The sequence below is a fragment of the Salipiger bermudensis HTCC2601 genome (genome assembly GCF_000153725.1).
GTDB classification, from domain to species: domain Bacteria; phylum Pseudomonadota; class Alphaproteobacteria; order Rhodobacterales; family Rhodobacteraceae; genus Salipiger; species Salipiger bermudensis.
This window is the reverse complement of sequence record NZ_DS022280.1, coordinates 68,535-92,573: the sequence shown is the minus strand read 5'-3', so window position 1 is coordinate 92,573 and position 24,039 is coordinate 68,535. Positions and strand designations below refer to the sequence as shown.

Annotated in this window: 27 protein-coding genes; 10 read left to right on the top strand and 17 right to left on the bottom strand. The window is 65.3% G+C overall.

Features of this window, described 5'->3' with window-relative positions:
• Positions 1-23: 23 nt before the first annotated feature.
• From R2601_RS25285 to R2601_RS25265, 5 genes are all read right to left on the bottom strand, one after another.
• The gene (locus R2601_RS25285; protein ID WP_007803976.1) at positions 24-953 is read right to left on the bottom strand and encodes a flagellin N-terminal helical domain-containing protein; all 930 of its coding nucleotides are present in this window, start codon (positions 951-953) and stop codon (positions 24-26) included.
• Positions 954-1,068: 115 nt separating this feature from the next.
• Positions 1,069-2,061, bottom strand: coding sequence for a flagellin N-terminal helical domain-containing protein (locus R2601_RS25280; RefSeq protein WP_007803974.1), 993 nt, complete (start codon positions 2,059-2,061; stop codon positions 1,069-1,071).
• 115 nt (positions 2,062-2,176) lie between these two features.
• On the bottom strand, positions 2,177-2,587 hold the full coding sequence (locus tag R2601_RS25275) for a flagellar protein FlgN (RefSeq protein ID WP_007803972.1): 411 nt from the start codon (positions 2,585-2,587) through the stop codon (positions 2,177-2,179).
• Between the two features lie 5 nt (positions 2,588-2,592).
• On the bottom strand, positions 2,593-2,904 hold the full coding sequence (locus R2601_RS25270; protein ID WP_007803971.1) for a hypothetical protein: 312 nt from the start codon (positions 2,902-2,904) through the stop codon (positions 2,593-2,595).
• Between the two features lie 11 nt (positions 2,905-2,915).
• On the bottom strand, positions 2,916-4,028 hold the full coding sequence (locus R2601_RS25265; RefSeq protein ID WP_007803969.1) for a flagellar basal body P-ring protein FlgI: 1,113 nt from the start codon (positions 4,026-4,028) through the stop codon (positions 2,916-2,918).
• A 185-nt stretch (positions 4,029-4,213) separates the two neighbouring features.
• Here R2601_RS25265 and R2601_RS25260 point away from each other — a divergent pair, with 185 nt between their 5' ends.
• Positions 4,214-4,987, top strand: a complete 774-nt coding sequence (locus R2601_RS25260) for a winged helix-turn-helix domain-containing protein (RefSeq protein ID WP_110740148.1) — start codon at positions 4,214-4,216, stop codon at positions 4,985-4,987.
• Here the strand turns inward: R2601_RS25260 and R2601_RS25255 are convergent.
• The 4 genes from R2601_RS25255 to R2601_RS25240 all read right to left on the bottom strand — a co-directional run bounded on the left by R2601_RS25255 (position 4,955) and on the right by R2601_RS25240 (position 10,771).
• Positions 4,955-6,016 (bottom strand): flagellin, encoded by a 1,062-nt coding sequence (locus R2601_RS25255; protein WP_007803966.1) that lies wholly within the window; start codon positions 6,014-6,016, stop codon positions 4,955-4,957. The two genes, R2601_RS25260 and R2601_RS25255, sit on opposite strands and share 33 nt — an antisense overlap.
• A 14-nt stretch (positions 6,017-6,030) precedes the next feature.
• Complete coding sequence (flgK, locus tag R2601_RS25250) at positions 6,031-7,443, bottom strand: flagellar hook-associated protein FlgK (protein WP_007803964.1); 1,413 nt, start codon at positions 7,441-7,443, stop codon at positions 6,031-6,033.
• 29 nt (positions 7,444-7,472) lie between these two features.
• Positions 7,473-8,774 (bottom strand): flagellar hook protein FlgE, encoded by a 1,302-nt coding sequence (locus R2601_RS25245; RefSeq protein WP_007803962.1) that lies wholly within the window; start codon positions 8,772-8,774, stop codon positions 7,473-7,475.
• Positions 8,775-8,914: 140 nt separating this feature from the next.
• A complete protein-coding gene (locus R2601_RS25240) occupies positions 8,915-10,771 on the bottom strand; it encodes a hypothetical protein (RefSeq protein ID WP_007803960.1) in 1,857 nt (618 codons plus the stop codon).
• A gap of 102 nt (positions 10,772-10,873) precedes the next feature.
• On the opposite strand from R2601_RS25240, the gene R2601_RS25235 reads away from it, so the two are divergent.
• The 5 genes from R2601_RS25235 (at position 10,874) to R2601_RS25215 (ending at position 14,595) form a co-directional block, all read left to right on the top strand.
• Positions 10,874-11,623 carry a flagellar hook basal-body protein gene (locus R2601_RS25235; protein WP_007803959.1) on the top strand — a complete coding sequence of 250 codons (750 nt, stop codon included), beginning with the start codon at positions 10,874-10,876 and terminating at the stop codon, positions 11,621-11,623.
• Between the two features lie 15 nt (positions 11,624-11,638).
• Positions 11,639-12,424, top strand: a complete 786-nt coding sequence (gene flgG / locus R2601_RS25230; RefSeq protein ID WP_007803957.1) for a flagellar basal-body rod protein FlgG — start codon at positions 11,639-11,641, stop codon at positions 12,422-12,424.
• 4 nt (positions 12,425-12,428) lie between these two features.
• Positions 12,429-13,091 carry a flagellar basal body P-ring formation chaperone FlgA gene (gene flgA / locus R2601_RS25225; protein WP_007803956.1) on the top strand — a complete coding sequence of 221 codons (663 nt, stop codon included), beginning with the start codon at positions 12,429-12,431 and terminating at the stop codon, positions 13,089-13,091.
• A complete protein-coding gene (gene flgH / locus R2601_RS25220) occupies positions 13,088-13,849 on the top strand; it encodes a flagellar basal body L-ring protein FlgH (RefSeq protein WP_007803954.1) in 762 nt (253 codons plus the stop codon). The genes flgA and flgH overlap by 4 nt, the downstream gene beginning before the upstream one ends.
• Before the next feature lie 86 nt (positions 13,850-13,935).
• Positions 13,936-14,595 carry a hypothetical protein gene (locus tag R2601_RS25215; protein ID WP_007803952.1) on the top strand — a complete coding sequence of 220 codons (660 nt, stop codon included), beginning with the start codon at positions 13,936-13,938 and terminating at the stop codon, positions 14,593-14,595.
• Between the two features lie 25 nt (positions 14,596-14,620).
• On the opposite strand, the gene R2601_RS25210 is transcribed toward R2601_RS25215, so the two are convergent.
• The 7 genes from R2601_RS25210 to R2601_RS27645 form a co-directional block, all read right to left on the bottom strand.
• Positions 14,621-15,292, bottom strand: coding sequence for a flagellar hook assembly protein FlgD (locus tag R2601_RS25210; RefSeq protein ID WP_007803950.1), 672 nt, complete (start codon positions 15,290-15,292; stop codon positions 14,621-14,623).
• A 17-nt stretch (positions 15,293-15,309) separates the two neighbouring features.
• Positions 15,310-16,620: a flagellar hook-length control protein FliK gene (fliK, locus tag R2601_RS25205; protein ID WP_007803948.1), complete on the bottom strand. Its 1,311-nt coding sequence runs from the start codon at positions 16,618-16,620 to the stop codon at positions 15,310-15,312.
• The gene (locus R2601_RS25200; protein ID WP_224888175.1) at positions 16,617-17,357 is read right to left on the bottom strand and encodes a sigma-70 family RNA polymerase sigma factor; all 741 of its coding nucleotides are present in this window, start codon (positions 17,355-17,357) and stop codon (positions 16,617-16,619) included. The genes fliK and R2601_RS25200 overlap by 4 nt, the downstream gene beginning before the upstream one ends.
• A gap of 85 nt (positions 17,358-17,442) precedes the next feature.
• Positions 17,443-18,210 carry a hypothetical protein gene (locus R2601_RS25195; RefSeq protein WP_007803944.1) on the bottom strand — a complete coding sequence of 256 codons (768 nt, stop codon included), beginning with the start codon at positions 18,208-18,210 and terminating at the stop codon, positions 17,443-17,445.
• Between the two features lie 331 nt (positions 18,211-18,541).
• Positions 18,542-19,531 carry a flagellar motor protein MotB gene (locus tag R2601_RS25190; protein ID WP_007803942.1) on the bottom strand — a complete coding sequence of 330 codons (990 nt, stop codon included), beginning with the start codon at positions 19,529-19,531 and terminating at the stop codon, positions 18,542-18,544.
• A 10-nt stretch (positions 19,532-19,541) separates the two neighbouring features.
• Complete coding sequence (locus tag R2601_RS25185) at positions 19,542-19,970, bottom strand: Ros/MucR family transcriptional regulator (protein WP_007803940.1); 429 nt, start codon at positions 19,968-19,970, stop codon at positions 19,542-19,544.
• A gap of 121 nt (positions 19,971-20,091) precedes the next feature.
• On the bottom strand, positions 20,092-20,367 hold the full coding sequence (locus R2601_RS27645; RefSeq protein WP_007803938.1) for a MucR family transcriptional regulator: 276 nt from the start codon (positions 20,365-20,367) through the stop codon (positions 20,092-20,094).
• A gap of 159 nt (positions 20,368-20,526) precedes the next feature.
• On the opposite strand from R2601_RS27645, the gene R2601_RS25175 reads away from it, so the two are divergent.
• On the top strand, positions 20,527-21,192 hold the full coding sequence (locus R2601_RS25175) for a helix-turn-helix domain-containing protein (RefSeq protein WP_007803937.1): 666 nt from the start codon (positions 20,527-20,529) through the stop codon (positions 21,190-21,192).
• Positions 21,193-21,201: 9 nt separating this feature from the next.
• Here R2601_RS25175 and R2601_RS25170 read toward each other — a convergent pair whose 3' ends face one another.
• Positions 21,202-22,245 (bottom strand): hypothetical protein, encoded by a 1,044-nt coding sequence (locus R2601_RS25170; protein ID WP_007803935.1) that lies wholly within the window; start codon positions 22,243-22,245, stop codon positions 21,202-21,204.
• A gap of 135 nt (positions 22,246-22,380) precedes the next feature.
• Here R2601_RS25170 and motA point away from each other — a divergent pair, with 135 nt between their 5' ends.
• Genes motA through R2601_RS25155 form a run of 3 tightly spaced genes read left to right on the top strand, consistent with a single transcriptional unit; the run spans position 22,381 to position 23,931 of the window.
• On the top strand, positions 22,381-23,247 hold the full coding sequence (gene motA / locus R2601_RS25165; protein ID WP_040546128.1) for a flagellar motor stator protein MotA: 867 nt from the start codon (positions 22,381-22,383) through the stop codon (positions 23,245-23,247).
• The gene (locus R2601_RS27135) at positions 23,244-23,513 is read left to right on the top strand and encodes a hypothetical protein (protein WP_007803931.1); all 270 of its coding nucleotides are present in this window, start codon (positions 23,244-23,246) and stop codon (positions 23,511-23,513) included. Before motA ends, R2601_RS27135 begins: the two co-directional genes overlap by 4 nt.
• The gene (locus R2601_RS25155) at positions 23,503-23,931 is read left to right on the top strand and encodes a flagellar export protein FliJ (RefSeq protein WP_007803929.1); all 429 of its coding nucleotides are present in this window, start codon (positions 23,503-23,505) and stop codon (positions 23,929-23,931) included. Before R2601_RS27135 ends, R2601_RS25155 begins: the two co-directional genes overlap by 11 nt.
• The last annotated feature ends 108 nt before the right edge of the window (positions 23,932-24,039 follow it).

The following is a 24,039-nucleotide window of genomic DNA, read 5'->3' as shown; positions in this document are numbered from 1 at the left end:
GTGGCCAGAGCCACCGTGCTGGATCAGCGGAAGAGCGACAGGATGTTCTGCGGCGCCTGGTTGGCGATCGACAGCGACTGGGTTGCCAGCTGCTGCTGCACCTGAAGGGCCTGAAGACGGGCCGCTTCCTCTTCCATGTTGGCATCGATCATCGAGCCCACGCCGGCGTCGATGTTGTCGACCACCGAGGAGAGGAACTCCTGCTGGTTCTCGAGAGACTTCTCCGACTGGCCGAGCTTGGTGGCGATATCGGTCACGGCACCTGCAACACCTTCGGTCGACGCCAGAACGCCGGCAAGGAATGCCTCGCCGGTCGCCGCATCAGCGTTGGCCGCAAAGCCCGTTGCGATTGCCTCGAAGTTGGCGACCTGCTTCTGCACGTCGTAGGTGTCGACCGTGATCGAGGTGGTCGCATAGGTGCCACCGGCACGGGTGATGCCGGTCACGACATTGCGGGCCACCGGAGCGGCACCGCCCGAGTCGCCAGCGGAGGTCAGGGCACCGTTCGCGGCTGCAACAGATGCCGCGGTGCCTGCTGCGGCACCTGCCGCCAGCATGTCGTCGCCATTGAAGGTCGACTGCTGCAGAGTGGTCTTCATCTGCTTGACCAGCTCGTTGAGATCATTCTCGATCTCGGCCTGGCCACCGGTGGCGCCCTGCGCGAAGGCCACCTTGTCGAGGAACTGCTGCCCGAGGTCGTTGATGGTCTCGGCACCAAGGCGCGCGGTGGCAACCGAGTTTTTGGTGAGGGTCAGACCTTCGTTGATCGACGCGTAGACCGAGCTGTCGCCCTTCATGGTCTCGGAGATCTGGAAGTAGGCGGCGTTGTCCTTGCCGGACTCGACCTTGAGGCCGGTGGAAATGCGGCTCTGCGTGCTCTCGAGGCTCGAGTTGATCTGACGCAGGGTCGACAGTGCGCTCATCGCGCTGGCATTGGTATTGATTGAGGACATTTTAACTGCTCCGAATTCTATCGTTACTGCCCGTCATTCTGACGGAAACCTATATTTTAAGCGGGACGACCCGCCAGACCGGTGCGACCGGCCTGCCGGGTCAGGACGTTGCGGATCAGCGGAACAGCGAAAGGATGTTCTGCGGCGCCTGGTTGGCGATCGACAGCGACTGGGTTGCCAGCTGCTGCTGCACCTGAAGGGCCTGAAGACGGGCCGCTTCTTCTTCCATGTTGGCATCGATCATCGAGCCCACACCGGCGTCGATGTTGTCGACCACCGAGGAGAGGAACTCCTGCTGGTTCTCGATCGACTTCTCGGACTGACCGAGTTTCGTCGCAATGTCGGTGACGTTGCCCAGAAGGCCTTCGGCCGTGTTCAGGGCGGTGGCAAGGAAGTTGTCGGTGGTGTCGCCTGCTGCCGCAGTCTCGCCGAAGCCCGTCACTGCGGTGCCGCCAGTCGTGGTGCCCGCGACTTCGACGATGGCTTTGAACTGCGCAACCAGCGACGCCATGTCGTGGGTCCCGACGGTGATCGAGGTGGTGCCATAGGTGCCACCTGCGCGGCTGATGCCGGTCACGGTGTTGCGATCGGTTCCAACAGTCGCATCGCCGTTGACCACTGCGGTGCCGATCGTACCATCAACAGCAGCAACCGCGTTGGTGGAGCCGCCGGTGCCCGCGAGGATATCAGCGTAGGAGCCTGCGCCCAGCATGTCGTCGCCGTTGAAGGTCGACTGGCTCAGCGTGGTTTCCATCTGCTTGACCAGCTCGGCGAGATCGCTCTCGATCTCGGAATGGCCGCCGGTGGCGCCTTGGGCAAAGGCCACCTTGTCGAGGAACTCCTGCGCCAGACCGTTGATGGTCTCGGCACCGAGGCGTGCGGTGGACACCGAGTTCTTGGTGAGGGTCAGGCCTTCGTTGATCGACGCGTAGACCGAGCTGTCGCCCTTCATGGTCTCGGAGATCTGGAAGTAGGCGGCGTTGTCCTTGCCGGACTCGACCTGAAGACCGGTGGAGATGCGGCTCTGCGTGCTCTCGAGATCCTTGTTGATCTGACGCAGGGTCGACAGCGCGTTCATCGCACTGGCGTTGGTATTGATAGAGGACATTATTTTCTGCTCCGATTTCTATCGTTGTCCTTCGTCTTTCTGACGAAAACGGTCCTGCCGTATCGCAGGCGTAACACGCGAAATCGAAACAGTGTAAAATTTTGGTTCTGTCGATTTAGATCGACTTGTCGAACCGTTGCGAGGGAGTCACAGGTCCTTCCTTGGGTGTGCCGTCACGATCATAGAGGCCGCGAAGGCTTTGACGATCCCGGATTCTTTCAATTTCCCGCGCAACATCCCCTGTGGCTTGGGTCATTCGCTTCAAAAGCGCCAGATCGGTGTGGATAAGATCGCGCAGATCGTCGAGTTTCTTGCGCAGTTTCTGGCTCTGCGGGTCGTCACGCCCGAGATATTTTTCCGCGGATCCAAATGCCGTCTCAATTTCGCCAAGAAGCTCGGTTTTGCGGGGATAGAGCTCTTCGACACGCGCCAATTGGCCCTGCCCGATGGCGGCAATCTCGTCCCGTAGCAGCCGGGCCAGCCGGTCGATCAGCTGCGCGGCCTCGACATGGGTCATCTCGGACATCGGCGTCACTCCATCTCTCGGGTCTGGCTATAGGCGGACAGCGCCCGTTCGAGGCTGGCCGAGAGCCCGGCCCCGCCCTGGTCGACGATCTCGCGGCTGAACGCCTCGGCAAGGAAAAAGCGCCAGTTCTCTTCGGCCTGCCCGCCGCCGAAATCACCGATCTCGACCTGCTTGAGCATCTCGTCGACCATCTGGGTGAGGAACATCGCCTCGAATTCCTTGATCGCGCTGTTCGGCGCATCGGGCGCCGCGGCGCCGGGCTGGGCGACCTGGGCGCCGGTGACCTGAAGCGCGGCCATGTTCGTGCTCACGTTCATCGCGCGGCTCCTCAGATGATTTCCAGATCGGCGTGCAGGGCGCCTGCGGCCTTGATCGCCTGCAGGATCGAGATCGTCTGCATGGCGCTCAGCCCGATGGCGTTGAGCGCATCGACGAGCCGTTGCAGGCTCACGTCGGCGCCTTCGAGAATGGTGAAATGCGCTTCCTGCTCCTCGACACCCACGGTGGTGCGCGGCACCACCACGGTCGTGCCGCCGATGGTGATCGGGTTGGGCTGGCTGACCACCGGGTCCTCGCGCACCATCACCGTCAGCCCGCCCTGGCTGACCGCCACCCGGTCGATGCGCACGTTCGCGCCGATCACGATGGTGCCGGTCTTGGCATCGACCACGACCTTGGCGATGCTGTCCGGCTCCAGCCGCAGGTTCTCGACCTCCGACAGCACCCCGGGCACATCGCCCTTGCCCGCGCCTTGGATGGCAAGCTCGACCGTGCCCGAGTCCAGCACGCGTGAGGAATTGCCGCCAAGCCGGTCGTTGATCGCGTCCGACATGCGCACGGCGGTGGTGAAGTCCGGATTGCGGAGCGTGATGCGCACCGAGTTCAGCGAGGAGAGCTGGAAATCGACCTCGTTCTCGACCGTGGCCCCGTTCTCGATCCGGGCCACCGTGGGCACGCCCTCGGTAATCGACGCGGCAACGCCGGTGGCCGAGAAGCCAGCCACCGCGATCGGGCCCTGCGCCACCGCATAGACCTCGCCATCGGCGCCGGTCAGCGGCGTGACGATCAGCGTGCCGCCGCGCAGCGAGGTGGCATCGCCCAGCGAGGACACCACCACGTCGATGGTCGAGCCAAGCCGCGCGAAGGGCGGCAGCATGGCGGTGACCATCACCGCGGCGGTGTTGGTTGTCTTGATGTTGTCATCGGACAGATTTCCGACCCCGAGACGCTCGAGCATCGCCTCGATGCTCTTCTCGGTGAAGGGCGAGTTGCGCAGGCTGTCGCCGGTGCCGTTGAGACCGACGACAAGGCCGTAGCCGACAAGCTGGTTCTCACGCACGCCCTCGAAGGTGGCGATGTCCTTGATCCGAACATCGGCCAACGCCGGCAGGGCAAGGCTGAGCGCGCCGATCAGCGCTAAGAGGCAGGCTGCAATCCGCATGGTCTTCCGGTTGGATCGGTTTCCGTTGCCTCAAGATTAAACATGGAAAAGGAGATGTCAGCAATGATTAAATCATGGATATCCATACTATCCTTGTCTTATGCTTGACCACCGGGCTTTAACAAAGCATGATCGTTGCATCCGCTCATGGATAACAAGATCCGAAGGCCCATCGGGAGTGCGTGGTGCATATCTATCTTTACGAGCCGCGGCCCAACGCATTCAAGGGCCTGCTGATCAGGCTGGACGAGGCCCAGTGGGACCCAGTGGCGGTGAACGACGACCTGTTCGACCGCGAGCTGGACCTGCTCGGAGCGGATGGCTACGCCGACCGGCCGGTGCTGCTGGCCGAGCATCCGCGTCTGGTGGAGCATATCTCGCGCCTGCGCCGGTCCGGGTGCCGCAATCCGATCCTTGTGCTGCGCGTGGCGCGCGACCCCGAAGCGGCGATGGACGCGCTCGATGCGGGAGCCGATGACGATATCGTCGGGCCGGTGACCGGGCTCGAGCTGCGCAGCCGCGTCAACGCCATCACCCGGCGCTTTCACGGTCACGCCGCGGGCACCCTGCGGATCGGCGACATCACTGCCTATTTCGACGGCCGCGACCCCGATGTCGGCGGCCAGCCGATGAAGCTGTCGCAGCGCGAATTGGCGATCTTCCAGCAGATCGCGCTGGCGGCGCCGCGGGTGGTGTCGAAATCGGTGATCTACGATGCGGTCTACGGCATGGCGCAGGACCAGCCCTTCGACAAGGTGATCGACGTCTACATCTGCCGCATCCGCAAGAAGATCGAAGAGATGTCCCCCTTGGGCGACCCGCATATCCGCACCATTCGCGGGCGCGGCTACAAGCTCTCGCCGGAAAGCGAGGCGGAGACCGCGCAGGATCGTCCCGCGCGCCTCCGCGTTGCCGCCGGTTCGGGATCAGCGCATGAAGTTCAGAAAGCTCAGCTGTGACAGCCGGGCGGTGGCCGCGTAGCTGGCCTGAAGCTGGGTCTCGAGCGCGGTGATCGTGGTCGCCGCCTCGTAGCTGTCGACCTCGACCATCTCCGCCACCCGGTTCTTGTAGAGATTGGCCCGGTCTTCCATGCGGGTATTGGCCTCGTCGATCCGTGCAGAGGCGGTGTCGAGCTTCATCCGGCTGTCGAGCAGTCCCGCGAGCCCCGCACTGAGGCGATCGTTGGCGGTCGAAATCCAGGTCTCGTAGGCGGCGGGATCGTCGATCTTTGCAACATCGGTCGCGGCCAGCATCGACAGCCCCTGGAACACCTGCCGGAACGCCTCGTCATTGGCCTGCACGCCGTAGGTCACCGTGATGCCGTCACCGATGCCCACCGACATTGGCGCCGTCCCGGTCGCGCCGGTGAAGAACAGCCCGTCAAAGGTCTGATCCGGATCGGCGGCGGTGTTGTCGAAGATCGCGTCGAGCTCGGCGATGCGCGCTTCGGCATCGGCGGCAGTGTCGAGACCACCGGCGAGAATGCCGTCGATCACCGCCTTCGGGGTCAGCCCGGTATCTGCACGCGCGCTGTCATAGTCCTGGATCGCGGAGGTTCCGTCGCTCGGGCCGGCGAACAGCGGGATGCCGCCGTAATTGACGTTCGCCATCGAAAGCAAAGAGTCCAGAGACGCCTGCGCCTCGGTCTGGATCCCGGCAGCGGTGCCCCCGTTCGTGCCGGCATTGGCGATCGACAGATCCAGTGTCCTCTGAATGGCTTCACCCATCGAACCGAGCGCGCCGCTCATGGTATCGAGCCGGCCGCCGAGAAGCGTGTTGGCGGCGATCTGCGCCTCGTCGCGTTCGAGCGAGGCGTTCAGGTTCAGCGCCTCCGAGGCGCTCGGGCCGAGGGATTTGTAGATGTCGCTCTTGACGCCGCTCGCCAACTCCTGCTCGGCCTTGGCGAGCTGGGTCTGCATCTCGGCATTGGCATTGCGCCGCAGAAGGTTGCTGTAGAGCGTCGAGGGGGCACGGGTGAAACCGATCATCGTGAGCTCCGGGGTCAGATCGCGCTGAGCAGGGTGTCGAGCATCTCGGAGACGACCGACAGGGTCTGCGCGTTGGCATTGTAGGATTGCTGGATGGCCGCAAGCTGCTGCAGCTCGTCATCGACATTCACGCCCATGAAGGACAGTCGCGAGCTCTGCACGGCGATGGCGCCCGCCGCGAGGCTCTCGGCCGAGGTCTCGGCGCTGGCGCGGGTGGTGTTCTGACTGGCGATCAGCGTCGAGATGTAGCTCGACAGGCTCATGTTGTCGCCGAGCCCGAGGCTCTCGTCGAAATTCATCGCGCCATCGAGCGTATCGAGGAAGGCCGTGACCTGCGTATTGTCGCCGGCAGGGCCGGGCGCATCGGCCCCAAGCCCGTCGCGAATGCGCCAGAGCGAGCCGCCACTCTCCGGCACCACGGCATCATTCACCGAGATGCGGCTGGCCAGCCCCGGCTCGAACGGATCCGAGAGCGCCGCGCCGTTGTCGGTGAAGAGGCCGGCCTCACCGGCGGCAAGGCTGGCATCTGCCGCGACCATGCCGTCGATCAGCGCCCGCGCCACCTCGTCGAGCTGGGACCGCATCTCGGGCAACACGGTGGTGACCAGCTCGATCTTGCCCGAAAGAGAACCCTCCGAGATGCCGCGCTTGCCGGCGACGCCGGGCGTGATCTCGATCTCGCCCGCGGTCAGGATGCCGGTGTCGGTGTCGAAGCTCAGGGTCTCCGCCTCGCCCCCCGTGATCAGCGCAGTGCCGCCGCCGGTGAAGATCTCGATGCGGCCCTTGCTGTCGGTGCGGGTGGTGAAATCGATGTATTCGGACAACGCGTCGAGCTCGGCGCCCAGCTCGTCCTGCAGTGCAAGCCGTGCGTCGGCGGACTGGCCCTGACCGGCGAGCCGTTCGCTCAGCCCGGCGATCTTCTCGAGCGTGCTGTTCACCGCCGCCACGTCGGACGAGATGCCATCCCCTGCCCTGTCGAGCGCCGCATCGAGATTGGCGCCGGCACGGTTCAGCGCCTGCGTCAGTTCCTGCGCATCGCCGACCGTCGCCCGCTGCAGCGCGGTGTCGGCGGGAGAGACCGCCAGCAGCCCGAGCGAACTCTGGAAATCGGTCAGCCGGGTCAGCACGGTGTCGGTGCTTTCGGTGTCGCCAAGCAGAGAGGTGTAGCTCTCAAGCCCTGCCGCGATGGCATCCTGCTTTGCCGTGCGTCCGACTTCGCCGCGATACATCGCGTCAAGCGCGCCATCGACGGCGCGGGTGATCTCGCTCACCTGCGCCGCACCCTGGACGTTGGTGGTGACCTGGGTCTCGCGCCGCGCGTAGCTGGCATTGTTGGCGTTGGCGATGTTGGTCGAAACGGTTTCTGCCCAGCGGGAGCTGGTGCTCATCCCGCTGCGCGCCGCGTTCAGGGCGGTGATCAGGCTCATGTCGTATTCCTATCCGGCGACCACGCCGATCAGCGCTTGAGGTTCACGGTCTCGTTCAGCATCTCGTCCGCCGTGGTGATGATCTTGGCGTTCGAGGAGTAGGCGCGCTGACGCTGGATCAGGCTGGTGAGCTCTTCGGCGATGTCGACATTGGCCGACTCCACCCCGCCAGAGGTCATCGTGCCGGTTTCGCCGGTGCCGGGCTGGCCAAGGTAGTAGCTGCCCGAGGTGTTCGACGTGTGGAAGGTCGAGTTGTTGCTGGTCTCGAGTCCGTTGGGGTTGGCGAAGGTCGCCAGCGGGATCGAATAGAGCGCCTTGCGGGTGCCGTTGTCGAACACGCCCCAGACATCGCCGAACTCGTCGAACTCGACCCGGGTCAGCGTGCCGCTCTCGCTGCCGTTGGGCCTGACCGTCATCGGGGTGTAGTCGCCCGAGAACTGGGTCAGCCCCTCGAAGCTGCCGGGCGCGCCGAGCGCCATGGTGACGACCTGCGGCTCGGTGCCGTTGTCGATCGTCAGGGTCATCTCGCCCGTGGCCGGGTCGAAGGCAAAACCCGCGGGTGCGGCGGCGGTGACGGTGACATCGCCATAAGCTGCCGGCGCACCGGCATTTTCGCCGGTGTCGTTGAAGCTCATCGTCACGGTGCCATACTCGGTCGTCGCATCCGAGACCGTCACCACCCACTCGTCATCGTTGACGGAGGGCTGGAAGGACAGCGTGAGCCGCTCGGACTCGCCAAGCGCGTTGAAATACTCCGCCGAGGTGACGAAGGCGTCGCCGGGCGTGTCGAGGCCGGTCTCCTGCGACGGCAGGTTGCCCGAGATTGAAACAGCGGTCGTCGCCGTGCCGCTGATCGTCTGGTTGGCGATGTTCACCGGCTCGAGGTCGTTGAAGCTGGCGCGGTCGACGGCGCCGAGGGTGCCGTCATCGCCGTAGCCGAAGCCCATCAGGTAGAGGCCGGCTGCATTGACGAGATTGCCGTCTTCATCGGGTTCGAAGCTGCCCACCCGGGTGAACATGTTGCCGGCGGTATAGGATGCGTCGATGTTCGAATTGACCACGAAGAAGCCGCTTCCGGTGATCGTCAGGTTCGAATTGACCGACGTGTCCATGAAGCTGCCTTCGGCCGTGTTCGAGTGCGTCACTTCCGTGGCGACTCCGGTCGAGAAGCTGCCGGAAGCCGAGGTCGAGCCGGAGGTGACCATCTGCGAGAAGCTGCGCCGATAGCCAACCGTGTCCGCGTTCGCGATGTTGTAAGAGATCTTTTCGACAGCCTTGGAGTTCGCCATCAGGCCGCTGACCCCGGATGCCATCGCGTTGGAAATGCTCATGTCCGCCTCGCCTTTTTTGTATCGGTGATACCTCACCGTTCGTTAACCAAATACCAGATCTCGGTTACACCATGTTTAAAGATCTGTTTGCTTGGCAATTTTTACGCGAATCTTGCCAGAATTTGGTCTTGCGAAGCAAGCTAGTTGAGTTGCTCTGATCCCGGCAAGGTTTCGAGCATCTCCGTCGCACCGTCGATCCTTGCCCGGGCAGTCTCTTCGCGCAGCGGCAGCAGGTCCGGCGCGGCCTGCGTGAGGCTGCGCAGAATGTCTTCCCAGGCGGGCAGTTCTGTCAGCGCCGGAAAGGCGCGCGCGATGTCGGCGGTCTGCGCCATGTCGTCGCTGCGATGCGCCGCGAGCAGGTAGCGGATGCTGTCCGGAAGCGGCATCTCATCGCCGAGCCGGTCGTGCAGCCGGCCATAGGCGGCGACGGCCTCGGGCCAGTCTCCCTCGTCGAAGCGGGCCTGCGCCCGCAGGCGCAGAACCTGCTCAGGGGCCGCGTCGCCATTGGCGCCAAAAAGCTCGCTCACCCGGCCAGCCTGCTCCAGGTAGCGCGCTGACACCATGTCGTAGCGCTCGCGCAGCGCGGCATCGGCCGGTGCCAGCGGCTGCGCCAGGAGCGCGCCAAGGGTCTCCCATTGCCCGCCAGCCGCCAGCGCCTCGGCCTCTTTCACCTTGAGGCGCTCGAGATGCCCCTCGCCCGGCTCGCTGATGCCGAGGTCCTGCCCGGCGGTGAGATAGTCATGAATGGTGGCGTATTCGCGTGCCGCCATCGTCGTCGCTCCGGCCTTCAGAAAGGTGTCGGCAAGCAGCTCGGCCGCTTCCGCGAAATCGGCGTTGAAGCGGAAGAACGGCGCGATGCGCTCGTGGTTGGCCATGTAGCGCCCGAGCGAGATCTCACGCGAGGCGCCCTTGCGGTAAAGCTCGTCTATCAGCACCCGCGCCTTCTGCCGCGCTTCAAGCGCTTCGGGGCTCTCGGGGTGGCGCACGATGATCCGCCCGTAGGTTTCGACCGCGCTCGCGGCATCCTCGGCGATGAGTTGCAGCGACGCGAGATCCCGCAGCGTCCGCGCTCCATCCTCGCCCCCGCGCCACATCTCGGCCTCCTGCGCCAGCAGCTCGACCGCCTCTTCCGGCGCGAGAGCGTCGTGTTCGAGCCCGAGGTCGACAAGCGCCCTGCGCGCCCGATGGGCCCAGAGGTCGCTCTCACCCTGCGCCTGCACGTAGCTGTCAAACGCGGCGAGCGGCGCATCCCCGGCCTCTGCAACGCGGCCCAGCAGGAAGTGATAGGCCGACCCGCGCTTGAGCGAGGGATAGGCCTCGAACGCCGCGGCAAGGTCCCGGGCGAGCCGCCATTGGCGCGTCTCGATGGCGCATTCGAGCAGCCCGGGCAGAACCCGCTCCTGCACCGGCTTCGAGAACCGCGCCAGACGGGTCACCGCGGCATCGAGCAGCGCACCTGTCTCCTCGCAGCGGCCCTCACGCACATGATTCAGCACAAGAAACAGGGGCTGGTCCGCCCATTCGCCGTGGCCCGGCTCGAGCAGCGACCGCGCGCGCTCGCTCAGGGGCCGGTCGAGCGGGTCGATCAGCCCGAGGGCCAGCTCGAAGGCGCTGGCGCGCAACTCGTGGGCCAGCGGCAGCCCCGGCCCCTGTACCCCTCCAAGCACCGACAGCCCTTCGGACGCGAGCCCGTGTGCAAAGTAGAATTCGGCCAGATCGGTCAGCGCGCGGGCCTGCGCCGGCTTGTGGTCACCGGCGTCGCGCAGCTTGCGCATCAGCGTGCGGCGCTCCTCAAGAAACGGCAATATCTCGCGCCGCTCCAGATAGAGCGGCGGCGGATTGATCACCTCGAGAGGGCTGAGCAGCGCCGGCGAAAAGCGGTCCTCGAGTGTCGAGGCAACGACTCCCGCCTCCCGCTCCGCCTGCGCCGGGGCGGCGCAGAGCAGAAGCGCGACAGCGGCCGCAAACGAGCCTCGAAGAGCGCAAGGATAGGCCACTTTCTTTGATCGCCTCGCCATGATAATACTTGCGTTATCCTAGCAAAGCCCGCATTCTTCGCAAGAAAAGAATGAACCGGCAAACATTGACAGGCATCGTGCATGGATAATTCGACCTACGTCGCGATCTCCAAGCTGACCGCGCTCGAGCGCCAGCTGGACGTGACTGCGAACAATATCGCCAATGCCAATTCCAGCGGCTTCAAGGCTGAGCGCGTGCTGTTCGAGACCTACCTGCAGAAAGACGATGCCTCGCTCGCCGGCGAGGGCACCAACTACGTGCTCGACCGCGGCTCCTATGTCGATGACACGCCGGGCGTCGTGGTGCAGACCGGCAATCCGCTCGACCTCGCGCTGACCGGTCAGGGCTGGTTCGCCTACGAGATGCCCGATGGCCGCATGGCCTACGGCCGCGATGGCCAGCTCGTGCTCGACGCGCAGGGCCAGGTGACCACCGCCAGCGGCGCCCAGATCCTCGACCTTGGGGGCGCGCCCCTGAACATCCCGCCGGAATTCGCCGCTTCGGTGACCATCTCGGACGATGGCGTGATCTCGTCTCCCGAGGGTGGCGTGATGGGGCAGGTCGGCATCTTCGAACTGCCCGACCGCCAGACGCTGAGCCGTGGCGGCGCCGGCATGTTCGTGCCGAACGCGGAGGCGCAGGGGCTGGCCCCCGACGAGACCGGCTCCAGCGTCATCCAGGGCGCGGTGGAAAGCAGCAATGTGCAGCCGGTGACCGAAGTCACGCGGCTGATCAACATCCAGCAGGCCTATCAGCACGCGCTCAACCTGGTCGCATCGGATGACGAACTGAAAAAAGAGATGCTGACCCGCATCGGACGGAACAGCTAAGCGAGGGACTGGAAGATGAAGGCACTGGGCATCGCCGCAACCGGCATGATGGCGCAACAGACGAATGTTGACGTGATCTCGAACAACATCGCCAACGCCAACACCACCGGCTTCAAGAGCGCGCGGGCATCGTTCACCGACCTCATCTACGAAAATCAGTCGCGCGAGGGGGCGGTGACCGCAGAGGAGGGCACCACCCGCCCCATCGGTCTCGACATCGGCCTTGGCGTGCGCTCGGTGGGCACGCTGCGCCTGAACACGCAGGGCGGCCTGACCCAGACCGAAAGCCAGCTCGACCTCGCCATCGACGGGCGCGGCTATTTCACCGTCAACCTGCCCGACGGCGACCAGGCCTATACCCGCGACGGCTCGTTCCGGCTGTCGGCAGAGGGGCAGATCGTCAACCACCAAGGCTTCGAGATCGATCCGGGTGTCGTGCTGCCGGACAACACCACCGCGGTCGAGATCAGCGAGACCGGCATCGTCAGCGCCTATGTCGAGGGCGACCCGATCCCCGTCGAGGTCGGCCAGCTGACGCTGACCACTTTCGTGAACGACGCCGGCATGCGGCCGCTCGGGAACAACCTCCTCGAGGCCACCGTGGCCTCTGGCGACGCCATCCCTGCGCTGCCCGGCGATGCCGGTGTCGGCATCCTGCGGCAGGGCTATCTCGAGGCCTCCAACGTCGACATCATCCGCCAGATCACCGACCTGATCCAGGCGCAGCGGGCCTACGAGATGAACTCGAAGGCAATCGAGACCGCCGACCAGATGATGTCGGCCGCCAACCAGATCAAGTAAGCCCATGCTTCGCCGCCTCGCCACCCTGCTCTGCGCCCTGACGCTCACCGCCCTCCCCGCGCTGGCCGAGACCACGCAGGTTCTGATCGAGGAACAAGTGCGCAACACCTGGGGCGACACGTTGCCCGTCGAGGCCAGCCTCCAGATCCGCTTCACCGCCGGCCCGGTCGACGAGGCCGAGCTGATTTCGGCGTTCTGGATGGACAAGGACACCGGCAGCTTCCTCGCCAACGCGGTGACAGAGGATGGCATCACCCACCGGCTGCAGGGCCTCGCGGTGGCCAAGCTCAGCCTGCCGGTGCCGACCCGCCGGCTGATGCCGGGCGAGATCGTCTCGGCCGCCGACATCAAGATCGTCGATCTTCCGATCGCCCGTGTCGGCGTCTTCACCCTGACCGATGCCGAGATGCTCGAGGGCATGCAGGTGCGGCGGATGCTGGCGCAGGGCCGCCCGGTGATGCGCCAGTCGGTGATGGAACCGCTGGTGATCGGACGCGGCGACAAGGTGAATATTCTCTATGACGACGGTCGCCTGGTGGTGACCGCCCCGGGCCGCGCGCTCACCGATGCCCATCGCGGGCAGGATGTGCGCATCGTCAATCTGGTCAGCAACAACGCGCTGACCGCCGTCGCCCGAGAGGAAGGGCTTGTGGAGGTGATCCGATGAAAACCCGGCGTATCACGCTTTTCACGGGCTCGGCCCTGACCATCCTTGTCGGTTGCGGCACCCCCGCTTTCGACCGCGACCCGCAGCTCAGCCCGGTCGGTGTCAATCCCAGTGAACTGGCCGCCGCGCGCAATGTCAGCGTGCCGATGCCACCTCCCGAGGCAGTGCGCGTGCCCTACCGCGCCGAGGGCGCCTCGCTGTGGGAGCAGGGGTCGTCGGGCTTCTTCGGCGACCAGCGCGCCACGCAAGTGGGCGACATCCTGACCATCATCATCGAGATCGACGACGAGGCCAGCCTCAGCAACGAGTCCGACCGCAACCGGACCGGCAGCAGCACCCTCGCCTTCCCCAAGTTCTTCGGCTACGGCACCCAGATCGACAAGATCCTGCCCGGCGTCGGTCCCGAGGACCTGCCCGAGGGCAATCTCGTCGACATCACCTCGACCACAGGCGCCGCCGGCGACGGCTCGATCGAGCGCAACGAGGCGATCTCGCTGCGCATGGCCGCGCTCGTCGTGCAGCAGCTGCCCAACGGCAACCTCGTGGTGCTGGGCCGTCAGGAGGTCAAGGTCAACGAAGAGCTCCGCGAACTGCGTGTCTCGGGCATCATCCGCCCGCAGGACATCAACCGCGACAACTCGATCCCCTACGACAAGATGGCCGAGGCCCGGATCGGCTATGGCGGACGCGGCGCGATCAGCCGTCAGCAGACCCGTGGCTACGGCGAGGACGTGATGGACATTATCTTGCCGTATTAATTCCGGTTTGAGCCATGTTTGCATAAAACTGTCGCCCGAATTGGCGCGCATAACCGACCCTGACCAGGAACATGTGGGATTCGGTTATGAAGAAAGCCTATATCGCCTTTGCGGCCCTGCCGGTGCTTTTCGGGGCCGCCGGTTTTGCGGGTGGGCAATTCATCCCCTCCGACAAGACCCATGGCAGCAAAGAAGCCGCACATGAGGCACCGGCGCAGGGCGCTGACCGCGACGGCGAGGACATCGCGGGGCGCAGCGACGCCGAGAAGGTGCTCGACAAGCTCGCCAGCTCCGCGCCCGAGCAGCTTCCCGAGGAAGAGGGCGGCAGCCACGGCCACGCCCCGAGCCAGGCAGATGCCGGTCACGGCGCGAGCCCCGAGCATCAGTCTGCCAGCCTGATCCGCAAGGATCCCTTCGGCGACAGCAGCGTCGTGCGCCTCGGCCGCGTCAGCGTGCCAGTCTACCGCCCCAACAGCGTGACCTACGTGGTCTCGGAAGTCGGGGTCGCGATGCGCGACAGCGAGACCGCCGAGGTCTTCAACGTGGCCGAGAACGCCTCGCGCCTGCGCGACGTGATCCTTGCCTCGATGCACAAGGCGGCCGGAACCTCGGCCCTGCAGGGCCCGAGCATCGACACCGAGAAGCTGACGAAGACGCTTGTCTCCGACCTCAAGGCCGATTTCGGCGAGGGCGTGTCGGACGTGTTGTTCCTGTCGCTCATCAAGGCCGACGTGCCGCGCAGCTAAGGCTGCCCGGCGCGCCGGTCGCGACTCAGCGGATCTCTTCGATCAGCCCGGCGAGCGTGGTGCCGCCATGCGCCATCTGAAGCGTCGCCAGACCGTTCTCATAGGTCATTCCGGTGACCCGCGAGGCGGCATAGGTCTGCGCGGGCACGCTGTTGCCGGCGGCATCCGAGGCCGACACCACCATGTAATAGCTGCCCTCGGGCAGCGGCAGACCCTCGTAATCCATCCCGTCCCACGTGACGTTGTGCAGTTCTCCCGCGCTGCCCGAGAGACCGTCAAAGCTGCGCAGCAGGGTGCCGTCGGCCGAGACGATGGACATCGAGACGTTGCTGGCCTCGCCCGCGAGCCGGTAGCTCGCCACGGCCGCCCCGCCTGCCTCGAGTGCAAGCTGTTCGGTCGGGGCCACCACGCTGCGCCCGATCAGGTTCAGCCCGGCAATCGCCGACATGCTGGAAAGCTGCGACGAGATTCCCTCGAGATTGTCGTTCACCGCCACCGACTGCTCCACTTGGCTGAGCTGCGCCAGCTGCGAGATGAAGGTGGTGCTGTCCATCGGCTCCAGAGGGTTCTGGTTCTGGATCTGCGCCGTCAGAAGCGTGATGAAGCTCTCGTAATCCTCGCTGAGCTGGCTCATCGAGGAAGAGGCGGTGGTGCCTGCGCCGGTTACATTGCCGGTGCCGAATGGGTCGATCGCCACGGCGCTCTCCTCTCAGTTCAAACCTGGATGTCGACGCCGCCGGATAGCGGCAGCACGATCTGTTTCACGTCGACCTCGGGCTCTGTGCCCGCGGCCTCCGCATTGAAGGCAAATCCACCCGCACCCGGGGCGCCCTGCCCCTGCGACTGGCCTTGGGACTGGCCCTGCCCGGAATTGCGCGCGCCAAGATCCGAGAAGCTCAGCGACCTGGTGTCGACCTGATGCCCGGCATCGCGCAACATCGTGAGCAGCCCGTCGCGATCGGCGCGCAGGGCCGTCAGGACCGAAGCCTGCTCCGCGCGCACCGTGACCTTGAGCGCGCCGGTCTCGTCGGGCGCGAGGTCGATCTCGAGCGAGCCCATGCCCTCGGGCTTCAGCTCGACGCGGATGCGGCCGGTCTCGCTCACGTTGGCGCGGACCTGGTTCAGGATCTGCTCCGAACTCGACGCGGCCGGCATCTGTGCCGGGCGCGGCGCCTCGCTCTGCAGCAACGGCGCGGCCTCAGAGGTGCCCGCCGCCGGCGCGACCAAAGCAACCTGGATCTGCTGGCCAGGCTGAGGTCCGTCCTGCGTGACCGTGCTCGCGGCCTGCACGACCGGAACCACCTGCGGCTGCGCAGCGCGCTGGGTCATCGTGACCGGCGCATCGGCGCTGTCGAACGCGGCGCTGTCGAGCCCCGCCTCGGCCTTGCCACCGGCGCCCTGCGCAATCTCGGAAAGCTGCGCCCGGCGGGTCGGCTGCGCGATCTCTTCCGCCATGCCCAGCACCCGCCCCGCAAGCGCCTGTACCCCCGGCTCGGTCGCCACCTCGCGGGCGAGCCCGGTGGGCTCGCCCTCCAGCGCCGCGCGCAAAAGCGGCACGGCCTCGGCGAGGGTCCGCCAGCCGGCGTCGGGTGCCGCAGGCTCGGGGCGCAGCCCGGCCAGCGGCAACGCCGTCCCGGTGGCCACCGCCTCGGCACGCCGGGTCACGCCGTGCTCGCTGCCCGCCTCCGCCTCTGCGCGCCCAAGCCCGGTCTCGGTCAGCGCCATGCGCAACTGCTCCATCCGCGCGGGGACCGCGGCCAGCGCCGCAACAAGGTCATCGAGCATCGGCGCGAGAATATCCTCGAGCTCGGCATCCGTCAGATCGGGATCCGCGAGCGCCTCCTCTGCCTCGGACAGGATCGCGGAGAGGTCCGCGCCCTCGTCCCCGGGCACCGTCACAGCATCGCTGCGCAGGAACGCCATGATCGATGCGAAGGCGCCGTCACCCTCGCCCGCCCGTGCCGTGGCATCCGCGCCCTTGGGCTGGTCGGGCATCGTGCCGAAGATCGAGAGGAATTTCATCATGACAGCACGTTCCGCGAAAAGCCGCAGTCGATCAAGACGCGGCGCAGGCGCATCATCGCGCGCCGTTCGACCTGCCGAAGCCGGTCCTGGGTGATGCCGAGATCGGCGGCGATGTCCGCCAGCGTCTCGGGCTCGGGGGCAAGTCGGCGGCGACGGATCACCGCGACCTCTTCGGGCTCCATCCGCGCCAGCGCATCGTCGATGAGGCGCAGCAGCATCCGGCGCTGGCTTTGCAGGCTGGCATGTTCCTCCGGGTCGGGCTCGCTCGAGACAAGAAGCTGCGCTGGGTCGCGCCCGGCGTCTTCCTGATGGGTGTCGAGCGCGAGGGTGCCGCGCGTCGCAAGCTGGACGATGAACACATCCTCGTCCGAAAGCTTGCCCATCTGGGCGTCGAGATAGGTGCGCGAGGGAATGTCGATCACCGCCTTGATCCGCGATAGCGCCGACGACACGGCATTGCGCACCCACCACGCCGCATAGGTCGCGAAACGCACGTCCTGCGCCCGGTCGAAACTGTCAGCGGCGCGCAACAAGCCCATCACCCCTTCTGCCGCGAGATCCTCAAGATGCACCGGATTGTCGGTGAACCGCGCCGCGTGCGACCAGGCCTGCCGCGCATGGGAGCGCAGCAACACCTCGAGCGCCGCGCGGTCGCCGCGATCCTGCCAGCCACTGATCGCAGCCCGCTCCTGCTCGAAACTGAGCAGCGGTTCGCGCATCGCGGAGTGATACGACATGGACATCATGAAGAAAACGCAAAGTCATCCTTATCTGCAAGGACAAGTAAGCATAAATCTCAAAATGTCGGAAGGACTTAATGATTTACTGAAGGTTAAAGCGAGCCGCGAGCCGGCTTTGCAGGGTCGGAGTCTGGCGCTCCGGGGCGCCCAGAACCGCACGCAGCACCGCCTCCATCCGGCTGACCCATTCCGGCAGCACCAGCGGTGTGTCGGCCACGCGCAGCAGATCGCCGTTCACCATGCGCGGATCGGGCGCGGTGAAGCCCGGATCCAGCCGGGACAGGTAGCCCTGAAGCAGGGGCTGCCAGAGGAAATCGGGCCGCGAGAACAGCGTCGGATCGGGCAGGCGCCCCCCCTGCTCGACAACCCAGTGGCGCTCGAGGCTTTGCCCGAGCCCAAGAGCGAAGGCCTCGGTATCGAGCGCGCTGCCTTGCGCCCGCAGGCCCGCTGCCCGGCGCATCGCGGCGTGGGCCACGAGGTAGAGCGCATCGGTCTCGCGTTCCATCGGCAGGCCGGCCTGGTTGAGCAAGAGCTGAAGCGCCTCGCCCACGGCCGCGCCCATGAGCGCCGACAGGTCGGTGTCGCGCTCGGGCAGAAAGAGCACCAGCGTCCCGTAAGGCAGGTCGACCGGGAGTTCCTCTACAAGCACGTCCCCGAGCGGCAAGGCCGGGGCGAGCTCAAGCTCGTCGGACATAGCGAGCGGGCGGGTGCAGGACGCGCCGGCTAGAAGGCAGACCGCCCGGACCGGGAGAATGCGGCTGAACATGGTCTCGAAGGCGCGGTAGCCGTCATGGATCGGAAGCGTGACGCCATCCTGCCAGATCAGACTGAGCACCTCTCCGCTTCGCATGTTTGGCCCGTTCCCCGTATCGTGTGCTTGCCTGTCTCCACACTATTTCTGGGGTATGCACCGGGAAAGCCACCAAATGTTAAGCGCCGGACAAGATATAGGCGAACTAGAGGGACAGTACTCTATATAGGGTGCGCGCACCGGAATGGCTAAGGTGTTGTGTTTGCCTGATAATTCTCGAAAAGCCAAGAGGCTGATAGCGCAAAATCCCTCTCCACATCCTCTGACTTTTCTTAACATTTTGAAAAAAACGTGTGGATATAGTGGAGAAGCGCCCCAAAGGGACACTAGATGTGGTGAAATCTGCAACAGTTAGCCCGGCAGTGCGGACTCACTCTTGCGGGGCCGCTCCCGCCGCTGCCTCGGGATACTGCACGGTCACGCTGATGCGGCGGTTCTCCGGCGCATCGGGCGACCCCGGGTTCAGCGGCTCGGTGTCCGCCAGGCCAGAGATCCGCGTGATGCGTTCGGGGCTGACTCCATTGGCCATCAGCACCCTGCGGGTGGCGTTCGCACGATCGGCGGAAAGCTCCCAGTTCGAGTAGGTCGCGGCGCGCGTGTAGGGCACCGAATCGGTGTGCCCGGAGATGGTCAGTTCGTTCGGCAGCTCGACAACCGCATCGGCAATGATCCGGAGCAGGTCGCGGGTGCGATCCTGTATCCGGGCGCTGCCGGTGGCGAACATCGATTCTCCGCTCTTGTCGACGATCTGGATCTCGAGCCCGTTCTCCGTACGGTCAAAGCGCAGGTTGTCGGAGTAGCTCTCGAGCTCCGGGCTGCCGACCACTTCCTGCATGATCTGCTGCTCCAGACGCTCCTGTGCCTCGTCCCATTCCTGCTGGGCGCGTTCGGCGGCGACCTGGGCGCGGGCGGTCTCCATCGGATCACTGCCCTCGTTGATCGTCGCGCTTTCCTGACGGCCCTCCGGGCGGGTGTCGTACTCGACCTGGATATTCGGGTTGGTGTCGCGCAGCCGGCTGTCGAACACCGCCAGCGGATTCTCCTGGCCGAAACTCGGGAGCTGCACCGGCGTGGCCGGCCCGTCGGTCCCACTCATCACGCCGTCGTCTGCAAGCACCGTGCCATCGAGCAGACCGTCGCCGCGCCCACCGCTCTGCGACAGGCTCGGGGTGAAGTAGTCCGCCAGCCCGCGCAGCTTCTCTTCGTCAGATGCGGCGAGAATCCAGAGCAGCAGGAAGAACGCCATCATCGCCGTCATGAAGTCGGCATAGGCCACCTTCCACGCGCCACCATGATGGCCGTGCCCGTCATCCTCCTCGATCCGCTTGATGACGATGGGCTGCTCGTTATTTCCTGCCATGCGCTAGGTCTTAGTCCTGTCCGATCGGAAGGGTCCGGTCATATTTCCCAAGCCCGGCCTCCTTGGCGTGGGCCGCCTTCTTGCGCGAATAGCTGGGTGCCACGAGCGGAAAGTCCTCCGGCAGGCCAAAGGCGGTGCGATACTCGGCCTCGGTCATGCCGTGCTCGGCGCCGAGGTGACGCTTGAGCATCTTGAAGCCACGACCGCAACACAGGCAGTACACCTTGTCTTCGGTCACCGCCTGTTCGAGCGGCAGCGCCGGTTGCATGCCCGCTCGTGCCGGCGCCCGGGCCGGTGCGACCTCTGCCGGCACGTCGTCGAGCTCTCCGGACAGGCGGCGGTAAAGCGCTACGATCTCGTCGGGGGTGACATCGGGGCGCGAAGCGTAGGCCGCCACGATGCGGCTGACCTGCTCCTGCTTCTTATCCTCTGCACTCATGCTGCTGTCCCTGCCTTTATTCTTGTCCTTGTTGGGCCTCGGGTGCCGTTCCCACCTCTGGCCGCAAGTTCATTCGAGGGCTTCTGAAGTATAATTAATCGTCCCTCGTTGTTTTCCAAGCCTATCCTTGAAGCTTCATGGATTTGGCGGCATCCCGCCGAGCCGCGTACGCCGCCGAGACCATGGGATAATCATCCGGAAGGCCCCACTTCTTTCGATACTCCTCGGGCGTCATGCCCAGCGTCTCGCGGAGATGGCGCCGCAATAGCGGACGCCGCTGCCCTGTTTCGAGGCAGAGCAGAGTGCCCGGCCGGTCGTCAGCCCACTGGACCTGCGCCGGTTTGGCATGGCGGTCGCCGATCAGACGTTGCAGAATTCGGCGCAGGTTGATCCTCATTCCCGGCTCTCTTCTTGTTGTTGCTTGTTAATCGCGATGTCGTCTTGGTCTTGTCATCAGTTAAGAAATACGGAGGTAAGGTTAATCCTCGGTGAAAAGTTCTGAATTTGTCTGCGAATCCTTGTTTTCCTCCGAAACAGAGGCCGCCCTGACGGTAGCATGAAGAAAAGAGCATCCTTCTCGGTCGTCCTGGAGCGCGACACCGACCGCCGAAACGACTGGGCGGCATTGCTGCGGGCCGCCGGGCTGCGCCGTGTCCTGCGCCGCGCCCGGCCGGCCGAAATGAGCGACCTGATCGCGCCGGATGCGCCGCTCACCGCGATGATCGTCGGGCTCACGGCGCATGGGCCGCGCGATGACGCCATGCTCTCGCTGATCGCCAGTGTAAGAAGGCAGGTGCCGGGCGCCGTTATCCTTGCCGTGGATCATGGCAACCGGCCGCGCGGTGCGGCCGAGGCCTTTGCCGCCGGGGCCGACGATGCGCTGCGCGCCGATCACGATCCATCCGAGCTTCGCGCGCGGCTTGCCGCCCGCCTGCAGAGCGCCACGCAAGGCGGACAGCGGGCCGCCTGGCTGGCGCAGCTCGGGCTGACGCCGCTGGAGGAGCGGATCTTCTCGGCTCTCAACGCGCGGCGGAACGAGATTGTCAGCCGCCCGGCGCTGGCCGAGGCATTGGGCGAGGAGGAATGGCGCTACGGCGACCGCCGGATCGACGTGCATATCGCGCGCATCCGCCGCAAGCTCGACGCCCATTTCGATGGCGCAGTGACGCTCCGCACGGTGCGGTCCCAAGGTTATGTCATGGAAGGCGAGCCGCGGCTCTGACCAAGGTTGTCAGTCCGCGCCCTCGTCGAAGGCCACGAGGTTCGCCGGCGCCTCAAGCAGATTCGGGGTCTCGACGGCGTTGATCATGGTTCCGGCCGTCAGCCCGACCCCGGTCAGCAGCACCACCGCGACACGCACCGGGGTGAGGAACCGCCGACGCTTGCGCACCGGCGCCTTGAGCTTCGCCTCCGGCACCGGCTCCGGTTCGGGGATCACCGCGCCCGGAGCGACGAACACCCCCTGCGCCGTGATGGTGACCTCAGCCACCCGCGCCGCGCCCGAGAAGCGGGCCCGCAGACCGGCGGGGAACCGTTCCTCGGGAATGTCGATCACCAGAGGCTCGCCCGGCTTCCACCCCTCGACGGCCTTGCGCGGCAGAACGAACCGCGACAGGTCATCGCGAAAGCCGACCTCCTGCACCAGACGGGTGCAGGTCTTGATGTCGACAAGCTCTGGCGCCAGCGCCAGACGGACACCGCGGCGCCCGATCCGCAACTCGCCTTCGGCAAAGAAGCATTCGACTTCCGAGATCGCCTCGGCCGGGACATAGCCCTGCGGGATCTCGGGCGCCTTCGGCCTGGGCTGCCGTTTGGCGCGCACCTCGGAGAGATGCAGCCGCGGGCGCCAGAAGAACGGCTCGGAACTGCGCGCCGGGGCCTTCTGGACGGCGGCGCGTGCGGCCTCCTTCTCGCGGCGTTCACGCGCCTTGCGGTCCTTCTCGAAGTGGTAGTTGATCAGGTAGTCTGCGGCCATCTCGGCGAGATCGTCCTCATCCTCGACCAATGCGAGCAGTTTCTGCTCGTCCGAGAACAAGACGCGGCGGGTCGGGTAGCCCTCGACCGCCGGCACCACGGCGAACTCGCCGGGCCCGCGATCCAGCAAGGCACCGGCCTTGCGCAGAACCGTGCGGCCTTCCTCGTGATGGTGGAGCAGCATCTCGCAGGTGCCGGCATCATCCAGACACAGCGCCAGACCGACCTCCTCGGGCCAGTCCTCGAACACACTGCCGAGGTCGGAAGCATCGAAAAAGTAAGCCAGCTTCTCGGCGATCATGGTCTGCTGTCCCAACTGTCCTTATAATTGCCAATCTATCCTTGTTTATACTTGAAAGAAAGTCAAATTTACTTATGAATTGACATAGATTGCCGGTGTGCCGGCATGGTGACCACAGAGCAGAGACCGCACCCGATGACGATGATACTGGGACTTGCCCTTGTGTTCGGCCTTGTTTTTGGAGGCTTCATGCTCTCCGGCGGCAAGATGGACATTGTCCTGCACGCCCTGCCCTTCGAAGGCATGATGATCGGCGGCGCGGCGATCGGGGCGTTCGTCATCGCCAACAGCGTCGACGTGATCAAGAAATCCGCGGGCGGCATCGTCAAGGTGCTGAAGGGCCCGCGCTGGAAGGCCAAGGATTACGGCGACCTGCTCAACCTGATGTACGAGCTCACCCGCATCTACAAGGCCAAGGGCATCCTGGCGCTCGACAGCCATATCGAGTCGCCATCCGACAGCGACATCTTCAACCGCTACCCGCGCATCGCGGCGGATCACTTCGCCATCGACCTGATCCGGGACAGCTTCCGCATGCTGTCGATGCAGTTCGACGACAAGTACGCGACCGAGGACGTGATCAACCGCAAGATCAAGAAGCATCACCACGAGTCGCTGGCCTCGGTGCACGCGATCCAGCAGGTCGCCGACGGCCTGCCGGCGATCGGCATCGTTGCCGCCGTGCTCGGGGTGATCAAGACCATGTCCTCGATCGACCAGCCCCCCGAGATCCTCGGCAAGATGATCGGCGGCGCGCTGGTCGGCACCTTCCTCGGCGTGTTCCTGGCCTATTGCATGGTGCAGCCGATCTCGGGCCGGCTGAAGCAGATCGAAGAAGAGGACGGCGCCTTCTACATGATCATCCGCGACATCTTTGTCGCCATGGTCGCGGACCATCCGCCCAGCATCTGCGTCGAGATCGGCCGCGGCAATATTCCGACCCGGATGCAGCCCGATTTCTACGAGGTCGAGGCGGCGCAGAAAGAGTTGCCGGCGGCATGATCCGCCGGGCCCCCCTGCCCTGCCTGCTGGTCTTCGCCGGGATCGCCTCGGCGGCGGACGCCCCCGAGCCGGAAGCGAGCGACGAAGAAGAGACGAGCTTTACCTCCGCCGCGATCGGCGGTCGCTTCGATGCCCTGCCGCCGTCGGAATACGGCTTTCCCGTCGAGATCCTCGCCAGGATGCGCATTCGGCTGGGCGGCGAGCCGCCTGCCCCGGAACCGGTGGTCGAGCAGACGCCGGAGCCCGAGCCCTCCGATGGCCACTGACGCCGCCCGGCGCCGCCTCAAGGCGCTCGACGTGATGGAGCGTCTCAAGCGGCTCGACACCGAGCGCGAGGCCCGCAGCACCGCCCAACTGCGCGACCGGATGAACCGGCTCGATTCGGAAAAACAGGCTCTATTGCACCGTCTTTCCGGTGAATCGCGGATCGACGGCCTCGAGGGTGCCCCCTATCTGGGCCGGTTTATTCGCTCGATCCGTGCCGAGGTCGACCGGATTTCACACGAAGCCTCCAAGCTCGCGCCCGAGGTTGCCGCCGCCGAGGACCGGCTGCGCGCCGCGTTGGCGGAACAGAAAACCTATGAAATTCTGAGGCTTAAACGTCTCACCGAAGAGCGCGACGCACAGAAGAAGCGCGAAGCGAAGGATCTCGACGAGCTATCGCTCCTGCGCTGGAAGCGCTGAGACCCCTGTCTGGGAGCTAGTGTCTAACGGTTTTGCAGACACTAGATCTTGCAGAAAAATCTTGCCCGAATCCGTAAACGAAGGCATTCAATTACGGAGAAAAGCCAA